Source organism: Muribaculum sp., from assembly GCF_029051885.1.
GTDB lineage: Bacteria > Bacteroidota > Bacteroidia > Bacteroidales > Muribaculaceae > Muribaculum.
Genome location: NZ_JAIDKI010000262.1, coordinates 9,137 through 16,789, shown reverse-complemented (window position 1 = coordinate 16,789; position 7,653 = coordinate 9,137). Strand labels below are relative to the sequence as shown.

Here is a 7,653-nt window from a genome sequence, read left to right as displayed (position 1 = left end):
CTTCGTCACATGTCGAAAATCGTCTCAAGCTATACGACCCTGGCGGCAACATTTATTATTAAACAAGCTCTAAATACAAAATCACCCTTGCCGGACTTTCATACGGCAAGGGTGATTTAGAGAATGTTTGCTTGAATCAACGGATGGCAAGTACCTCGATTTCGACGAGTACATTTTTGGGAAGTGTCTTTACGGCAACAGCTGAACGTGCCGGGTAGGGGGCAGAGAATGCTTCAGCGTACACTTCGTTCATTGCGGCAAAGTCGCCCATGTCGGCAAGAAATACTGTAGTCTTGACGACATCTGATAGAGTCAGTCCTGCGGCCTCGAGGATAGCGGAGACGTTGGCAAGTGACTGTCGAGTCTGTTCGGTAATACCTTCCGGAATTTCGCCGGTAGCCGGATTGATAGGAATTTGTCCGGAGGCGAATATCATGTTGCCTTTTTCGATAGCCTGGCTGTAGGGACCGATAGCTCCGGGAGCCGATGTAGTGGATATAACTTTTTTCATATCTTTAGTTTGTTATAATATTTCGGTATCGATGATAATATGTATTATCCGCATTTTGAAGTGCCGCATGATGTACATATGAGGCATCCTTCCTGGTAGATTAGAGTTTCGTTGCCGCAGTTGGGGCATTTCTGTCCGCTGGCTTTTGTGCCGTTGGGAAGATACTTTTTGAGCGCGCGCTCCACTCCCATCTTCCAGGTATTTATCGACTGGCTGTCAAGTTCGAGTCCGCCGACAAGTTTGAGCACCTGGTCTATAGGCATTCCGTAGCGAAGTACTCCGGAGATGAGTTTGGCATAGTTCCAATACTCCGGATTGAACTTGTCGCTCAACCCTTCAATCGTTGTTTTATAGCCTCGTTTATTTATAAACTGGAAGTCATAGCGTTTGTTGCCGTGATCGTCTACAGCCTTTATGATTTTGCCTTTTGTTACGCTTTTGGGGCAGAATATGCCGACTTCGTCATCGGCAAGACCTGTAAAAATCTCATATGGACGTCCGTCGACAAGGCCTACGAACGCAATCCATTTCTCTTTATTATTTTGGAATCGGATTACATCGGCATCAAGTTCTAACGGACGTTTGGCTACGTGAGGCGCGTTTGTAATCATCGGAGATACTTCCGGAGCCGAAGATTTTTTTGAGATTGACACTAGCACACCTGAACGTGAGCCGTCGCGATATACGGTACATCCTTTGCATCCCGCACGCCATGCCTCAACATAAAGTTTACCTACAAGTTCCTCAGTAACGTCGGCAGGCAGGTTGATGGTGACGGAGATTGAATGGTCCACCCATTTCTGCACGCGGCCTTGCATGCGCACTTTCTCAAGCCAGTCGACGTCGTTGGCCGTGGCACGGAAATATGGCGATTTTTCAACCAGTGCGTCAAGTTCGTCCTGGGTATAGTTGTCGCGACGCTCAATGCCGCTGGTCTCCATCCAGTCGATAAATTTAGGATGGTATACGATGTATTCTTCAAATGCATCACCGACATCGTCGATATAATCTACATGTACTTCCGGATCGTTGGGATTTACTTTGCGTCGGCGTTTGTACACAGGCAGGAATACCGGTTCTATTCCGGAGGTGGTACGCGTCATCAGTGATGTCGTGCCGGTCGGGGCTATGGTTAGACAAGCGATATTGCGTCGGCCATATTTTTTCATCTCTTCGTATAGTTCCGGATCGGCTTCCGCCAGGCGCTGTATGTATGGATTGGCGGCTTCCCGACAGGTATCGTATACCTCAAATGCGCCTCGTTCTTTGGCGAGCTCTACAGACGAGCGGTATGCGGCAAGCGCCAGTGTACGGTGCACTTTTTCGGAAAAGTCAGTGGCTTCTGTGGTGCCATAGCGCAATCCGAGAGCTGCAAGCATGTCGCCTTCAGCGGTAGTGCCTACGCCTGTGCGTCGGCCTTTGAGCGTCTTGGCGCGTATTTTCTCCCAAAGGTGGCGTTCGGTACCTTTTACCTCTTCATTTTCGGGGTCGGAGTCTATTTTTGCAAGAATTTTGTCGATTTTTTCTGTCTCGAGATCGATTATGTCATCCATTACCCTTTGAGCTTTGGCTACATGGCTGCGGAAGAGCTCAAAGTCAAATTCTGCCTGTGGTGTAAACGGGTTCTTTACATAGCTGTAGAGGTTTATGGCAAGAAGTCGGCAGCTGTCATAAGGGCATAATGGAATCTCTCCGCATGGATTTGTGGATATGGTTCGAAATCCAAGGTCGGCATAGCAATCCGGCACTGACTCGCGGGTGATTGTGTCCCAGAATAATACTCCTGGTTCTGCTGACTGCCATGCGTTGTGGACGATTTTATGCCACAGGGCCGATGCGTCAATGTCTTTTGTTACATCAGGGTGCTCTGAGTCGACTGGGAATTGCTGGGTATATGCCGAGCCTTCGGTTGCCGCACGCATGAAGTCGTCGTCAATACGCACACTGACGTTAGCACCTGTGACTTTGCCTTCAGTCATCTTTGCGTCTATAAACGCTTCACTGTCGGGATGCTTTATGCTTACCGACATCATGAGTGCTCCGCGACGGCCGTCCTGGGCGACTTCTCTGGTTGAGTTGGAGTAGCGCTCCATGAACGGGACAAGTCCGGTCGATGTCAGTGCGGAGTTCTTTACGGGAGTTCCTTTGGGGCGCAGATGGCTTAAATCGTGGCCTACACCTCCGCGACGTTTCATGAGCTGTACCTGCTCTTCGTCGATTCTGAGGATTCCGCCGTAGCTGTCCGATTCGCCATCGAGTCCGATTACAAAACAGTTGCTGAGTGATGCTACCTGATATTCATTGCCGATGCCGGTCATAGGGCTTCCCTGAGGCACAAGATAGCGGAATTGGTCAAGAAGTCCGAACAACTCTTCGTGGCTCATAGGATTGGGATAGTGGCTTTCGATGCGTGCGAGCTCTCCGGCGATACGGTGATGCATATCGGCCGGAGTTTTCTCATAAATGTTGCCGAATGAATCTTTCAGAGCATACTTTGTTACCCAAACGCGTGCTGCAAGCTCGTCACCGTTGAAGTATCTCAACGTGGCTTCTTGAGCTTCGTCAAATGAATATGTCTTTTTTTCGTCCACAATTAAGGTATATTAGTTGGATGTTTTTGATTTGTCGGGTTTGTACAGCTTTCGAATACGAAGTGTTCGTATTCATACGAAAAAAGGAAGCCGTTGCTTAATTACAAGCGACTTCTTTTTTGTGTTTTTTTTGCAGTATCGATTAACGAAAAAGGCATCTAAGAATTACGGTGCAAAATTCAGCATTATTTACGTCTCGTCCAAAAAGTTTGATGAAAAAAATACGCAGTGTTGATAAGTTTTCCAAAACGAAAAATCAACGGGTTGTTACATAGCGTGTTATCCACTTGTACTATGTCGCAATGTTTTCGATTTTGATAATTTATGTTGATAAAATCACTTGTTGACATTTCTAATAGACGTATGTTGACAAGCATTGATATATGCAATATGACCGGATGCGGATGTATGTGTGCATTATGGAATGCATGTCCTAAAAAAGTTATTGCTCTAAGAAACTGTTTAAATTCATATGATACAGATTTTGAGAGAGAATGTCAGATATATTTTTGTTTGCGATGAAGGAGCGTAGCCGTAGCTACGTGACTGAAGAGTCAACAAAAAGAGACTGGCAGACTCCTCAAAAACAAAGTGATATGAATTTAAACAGTTTCTTATTTCCGGTTTTCAGAAGATATCGCTATATTCGCATAAACTTTTTATAATATGGACCTAAACGCAATTGACAAATATTTCGCAACGCGTGCCACCGTACGTGCATATACAGATAAAGAGATTGACCGGGAACTTCTGATGAGGCTAATTGAGCTTGCTTCTCATGCTCCGACTACCGGAAACATGCAGCTTTATTCGGTGATTGTATCACATACTAAGGAGCAGCGCGAGGCTCTTGCGCCGGCACACTTCAATCAGCCGCAGGTGACCTCAGGCGCCGGCGCCGTGCTGACATTCTGTGTGGATATAAACAGATTTTGCAAGTGGTGCGATATAAATGACGCAGAAGCCGGATTTGATAATCTACAGGCTCTCATGTATGGTGTGCTTGACTGCTCGATATTCGCTCAGCAGTTTAATACTCTTGCAGAGATGCATGGTCTGGGATGCTGCTATCTTGGCACCACGCTTTTTAATGCGCCTCTAATAGCCGAAGTCCTTGACCTTCCCGATAGGGTGATTCCTCTTGTTACTCTTACAGTGGGATATCCGGCTGCATCTCCTGTGATTTCCGACCGTCTGCCTGTAAAGGGGATTGTGCACGATGGTTTTTATCATGAGTATTCCGATAATGATATACGTGAGCTATATGCAGAAAAGGAGAATTTACCTGAGAATATCGGATTTGTCAGAGAAAATGGCAAGAGTACGCTTGCTCAGGTATATGCCGAGGTCAGATATCCGCGTGGTATGAACGAGGATTTCTCTGCATCACTTAATATGTACCTTGACAAAGCTCTTTTTAAGGTAAATTCGTCGCAACAGGAGCAGTAGATGATGGAACAGGAATTCTCTTCAGTTTTGCTTGAGAATGCGGTATCTCAGCTGTCTCGTTTGCCGGGTATCGGGCGCAAGACTGCGTTGCGTCTTGCGTTGCATCTTCTTCGGCAGGATGAGCAGACCGGGGTGGAGCTCGGACAATCTATTATTGACTTGAGGCGGGGAATATCTTATTGCTCCTGCTGTCATAATATATCGGAGCAGCCTTTGTGTCCGATATGTTCTGATGCAACACGTGACACTTCAGTCATATGTGTGGTTGAAAGCGTCAAGGATGTAATGAGTTTTGAACGTACCGGGCAATATCGTGGCTTGTATCATGTGCTTGGAGGGTTGATTTCTCCTATGGATGGAGTAGGGCCTGATGCTTTACAGATACGTTCGCTCGTTGAACGTGTGAAGAGTGGCTCTGTTTCCGAGGTAATCCTTGCCTTGAGTGCTACGATGGAAGGTGAGACTACCAATTTTTATATATTCCGTCAGCTTGGCTCTGTTGAGGTGAAGATTACACAGTTGGCGCGAGGGGTATCCGTAGGCAATGAGATTGAATATACGGATGAGGTGACTCTTGGCCGCTCGCTTGTAAACCGAACATTATTTGCAGATTCGTTCTCAAGAAGGTAAGAACTATATTTCTAACAGTTACTAAACTTAATGAGCTATGGCACAATTGCTAAACGACGGTGTGGTCGCGCTTCGTGCTGTCGAACCTACCGACCTTGATGTACTTACATCATGGGAAAACGATACGTCCTTGTGGGAACTTGGTTGCACGCTTGCTCCATATTCGCGCAAGCGTCTGTGGGACTATATTGAGAACTATCAGCCGGATATATATATAGCCCGTCAGCTTCGTCTTGTCGCAGTTGATTTGGCAAGCGGCACTCCGGTGGGAACCCTTGATTTCTATGACTTTGATCCTCACAACCGTCGAGCCGGAGTCGGTGTGCTGATAGATCGTGAATGGCAAGGAAAGGGATATGGCAAGAGGATGCTTGAACTTGGTACCGACTATGCCGGTCGATTCATCGGGATGCATCAGCTTTGGGCGATTATTCCTATTGATAATGTACGGAGTCAGTCGCTCTTCAAGGATGCCGGATTCGACATATGCGGACGCTTGCGTTCATGGCTTAGGCGCGACCGCAGTTATGTTGATGCATATGCTTTTCAGCGATTGTTTGAGTCATGAAATATACTTCTGTTATAGTTGCTTCAACGGTAACGGTTCTGTGCCTTTCCGGGGTTACGGCTGCATGGGCTTCGGATGTCAGGAGCCATGATGAAAGTGCTCCGGTCGAATGGGCTATACCTCACATATCTGCCGCGCATGTACGCACAGAGCCGCGCCATGGTGCGGAAATGTCGACACAGGCTCTTATGGGGTGGCCGGTAGTTGTGTTGGAGCGCTTGGCTAATGGCTGGAGTCGTGTCGAACTGCCTGATGGCTATCAGGGGTATATTATTGATAATTCGCTTACTTTTATTCCATCAGATAGCATTGCTCTCTGGAATGCAGCTCCACGCATAATAGCAACTAATGTATTGCCATATATGGCATGTGATTCCGCGGGAGTGGCCGTGTCTGATATTGTGCAGGGTGATATACTTATAGGTGTGTCATGCGACAGTATCAATACCGGTGTTATGCTGCCTGACGGACGAAATGCAATTATTCCATCGTCGATGTGTGCTTCCGTCGACATATGGGAGCGCAATGTTGCGTCTACAGGGCGTGTGCTTGATACCGCCCGGTCGCTTTTCGGTGCTCCTTACTTATGGGGAGGCGTCACAGCCAAGGGAATGGATTGTTCCGGGCTTACCCGCCTTGCATACCTGGCTGAGGGTATAATGCTGCCGCGGGATGCCTCTCAACAAGCGCTCGCAGGTAATGAAGTCAGGCCTGAGGATGTGGCCGATGGCGATCTCCTTTTCTTTGCTTCGGAGACAACAGGCCGCATAAATCATGTCGCGCTATACGCCGGCAATGATATGATGATTGAGGCGGCGGGCCGAGTGCGGCTGTCAGTCGTGCCATGGCCAAAGGTTGTGTCAATCAGGCGTGTCATTATGTGAATTGGATATATAGTTAAATGCAATAAATTAAGGAAGCCGCAACATTGTGTCGCGGCTTCCTTAATTTATTGCATTTAGTTTATTTCTTTGGAATCGGAGGAGGGGTGGGGGCAGTGTCTGATTCCGAAGAGTGGCTGTCAGGCATCTGCATGTCTGAGGAGTCTTCCTGCTGATTCTCTGCCGGCACTTCGTTGTCAGACTTGCCGGAATCTTCGCCGGATTGTTTTTGCTCAATCTGTCGGGCCGCGAAAATCTCGTCGGTGCGTGATACCCATGGGCGTTTTCCGAAAATCTGTTCAACGTCTTCAGTGAATATGACCTCACGCTGGATAAGCGTCCGAGCGAGCTTATGATGTCCATCTGAGTGCTTGCGAAGAATTTCTTTGGCTCGCTCATACTGCTCGTTGATGATACGCGATACTTCGGCATCGATATCTTTGGCGCGCTCTTCGCTGTATGGTTTGGAGAAGCCATACTCCTGGCCTGTGGAATCGTAGTAACAGAGGTTGGGCAATCTGTCGCTCATACCATAATAGGCTACCATTGCGTAGGCGAGCTTGGTTACGCGTTCAAGGTCATTTGCAGCTCCGGTGGATATGTGTCCTATGAAGAGTTCTTCAGCGGCACGTCCGCCAAGAGTCGAGCACATCTCGTCGAGAAGAGCCTCTGCCGGAGTAATCTGGCGCTCTTCGGGCATGTACCATGCAGCTCCGAGTGCTTTGCCTCTCGGCACGATTGTCACTTTGATAAGTGGTGACGCATATCGTAGATGCCATGAAATTGTGGCATGTCCGGCCTCGTGTATGGCTATGGATTGCTTCTCCTCGTCAGTTGTGATTTTGGAGCGTTTCTCCAGGCCTCCGATTATACGGTCGACAGCATCGTTGAAGTCTTCTTTTGTGACTGATTTTTTATTATGACGAGCTGCGATAAGGGCGGCTTCGTTGCATACGTTTGCAATGTCGGCTCCGGAGAATCCGGGGGTCTGTCGGGCGAGAGTCTCGACATCAAGAGCAACAA

The 7,653-nt window shown here is 47.8% G+C and carries 7 protein-coding genes; 4 read left to right on the top strand and 3 right to left on the bottom strand.

What is annotated here, in order from left to right:
- Positions 1–136: 136 nt before the first annotated feature.
- A complete protein-coding gene (locus K2I50_RS10770) occupies positions 137–511 on the bottom strand; it encodes a RidA family protein (RefSeq protein ID WP_301026350.1) in 375 nt (124 codons plus the stop codon).
- 44 nt (positions 512–555) lie between these two features.
- Positions 556–3,102: an adenosylcobalamin-dependent ribonucleoside-diphosphate reductase gene (locus tag K2I50_RS10765; protein ID WP_301026349.1), complete on the bottom strand. Its 2,547-nt coding sequence runs from the start codon at positions 3,100–3,102 to the stop codon at positions 556–558.
- A 666-nt stretch (positions 3,103–3,768) separates the two neighbouring features.
- Here K2I50_RS10765 and K2I50_RS10760 point away from each other — a divergent pair.
- The 4 genes from K2I50_RS10760 to K2I50_RS10745 are packed head-to-tail and all read left to right on the top strand — an operon-like array spanning position 3,769 to position 6,633.
- Complete coding sequence (locus K2I50_RS10760; RefSeq protein WP_301026348.1) at positions 3,769–4,551, top strand: nitroreductase family protein; 783 nt, start codon at positions 3,769–3,771, stop codon at positions 4,549–4,551.
- Between the two features lie 3 nt (positions 4,552–4,554).
- Positions 4,555–5,181, top strand: a complete 627-nt coding sequence (gene recR / locus K2I50_RS10755; protein ID WP_301026351.1) for a recombination mediator RecR — start codon at positions 4,555–4,557, stop codon at positions 5,179–5,181.
- A gap of 37 nt (positions 5,182–5,218) precedes the next feature.
- Entirely contained in the window at positions 5,219–5,749 is a 531-nt protein-coding gene (locus K2I50_RS10750) for a GNAT family N-acetyltransferase (protein WP_301026347.1), read from the top strand.
- The gene (locus K2I50_RS10745; protein ID WP_301026346.1) at positions 5,746–6,633 is read left to right on the top strand and encodes a C40 family peptidase; all 888 of its coding nucleotides are present in this window, start codon (positions 5,746–5,748) and stop codon (positions 6,631–6,633) included. Before K2I50_RS10750 ends, K2I50_RS10745 begins: the two co-directional genes overlap by 4 nt.
- 79 nt (positions 6,634–6,712) lie before the next feature.
- On the opposite strand, the gene K2I50_RS10740 is transcribed toward K2I50_RS10745, so the two are convergent.
- The coding region (locus tag K2I50_RS10740; protein ID WP_526022985.1) for an ATP-dependent metallopeptidase FtsH/Yme1/Tma family protein at positions 6,713–7,653 on the bottom strand (941 nt) is incomplete at its 5' end.